Annotated in this window: 2 protein-coding genes; both read right to left on the reverse strand. The window is 78.2% G+C overall.

Annotated elements, in window-relative coordinates; translation table 11 throughout:
- Positions 1–834, reverse strand: an 834-nt coding sequence (locus HMPREF0731_RS21760; RefSeq protein WP_007006413.1) for an aldehyde dehydrogenase family protein, incomplete at its 3' end; no start/stop codon positions are given.
- Positions 835–846: 12 nt separating this feature from the next.
- Positions 847–993 carry an FAD-dependent oxidoreductase gene (locus tag HMPREF0731_RS24685; RefSeq protein WP_408734767.1) on the reverse strand — a complete coding sequence of 49 codons (147 nt, stop codon included), beginning with the start codon at positions 991–993 and terminating at the stop codon, positions 847–849.
- Between the last annotated feature and the right edge of the window lie 6 nt (positions 994–999).

The following is a 999-nucleotide window of genomic DNA, read 5'->3' on the forward strand; positions in this document are numbered from 1 at the left end:
CTCGCGCGGCAGCACGGCGCTCTCCAGCGGCGCGGCGGCTTTGCTGCAGGCGGCGGTGAAGGCGGCCGCGGAATGGCCGAGCAGCAGCACCGTGTCGGGCGCCACGCAGGTCTGCCCGGCATTCACCGCCTTGGCCGCCAGGATGGCGCGGGCGGCGCGCGGCAGGTCGGCGCCGGGCAGGATGATGGCCGGGCATTTGCCGCCCAGCTCCAGCGTCAGCGGCGTCAGGTGCTCGGCGGCGGCGCGCATCACCGCGCGGCCGGTGGCGGTGCCGCCGGTGAACACCAGATGGTCCCAGGGCTGCGCCGCGAATTCGGCGGCGACCTGCGCATCGCCCTGCACCACCCGGGCCACGTCGCGCCCCAGCGCCCCCTCCACCAGCTCCGCCAGCAGGGCGGCGATGCGCGGCGTGTGCTCGCTCGGCTTCAGCACCACGCGGTTGCCGGCGGCGATCGCCTCGGCCAGCGGCCAGAGCGCCAGCTGCACCGGGTAGTTCCAGGGGGCCAGGATGCCGACCACCCCCTTCGGCACCGGCTCGACCCAGGCCAGCGCCGGCTGGAAGGGCAGCGGCGCCAGCACGAATCGCGGCCGCGACCACCACCCCAGCCAGCGCCGCGCCCGCCGCGCCGCCTGCGCCACCAGCATCACATCGGCCAGCAGCGTGTCGATGGCCGAGCGGCCCTGATAGTCGGCCTCGGCCGCCGCGACGATGTCGCCGGCGCGGTCGGTGACGGCCTTCGCCAGCGCCGCCAGCAGGGCGCGGCGGCGGCGGGGCGGGACCGGCGCGGTTTCGGCGCGCAGCGCGGCCAGCGCCTCGGCGGGGGTGGCGGTCATGCGGGCGGCTCCTCAGGCCAAAGCGCGGGCGGCGCGCCGGCCGCTGCGCAGCGCGGCCTCCAGCGTCGCCGGCAGCACCGGGTCCAGCCAATCCCCGGCCAGCGCCAGATTGGCCAGCGGGCGCGGCGGCGGCGGTGGCGGCTGGTCCGGCCCGTGCAGCGGCGT

It is taken from the genome of Pseudoroseomonas cervicalis ATCC 49957, from assembly GCF_000164635.1.
Lineage (GTDB): Bacteria > Pseudomonadota > Alphaproteobacteria > Acetobacterales > Acetobacteraceae > Pseudoroseomonas > Pseudoroseomonas cervicalis.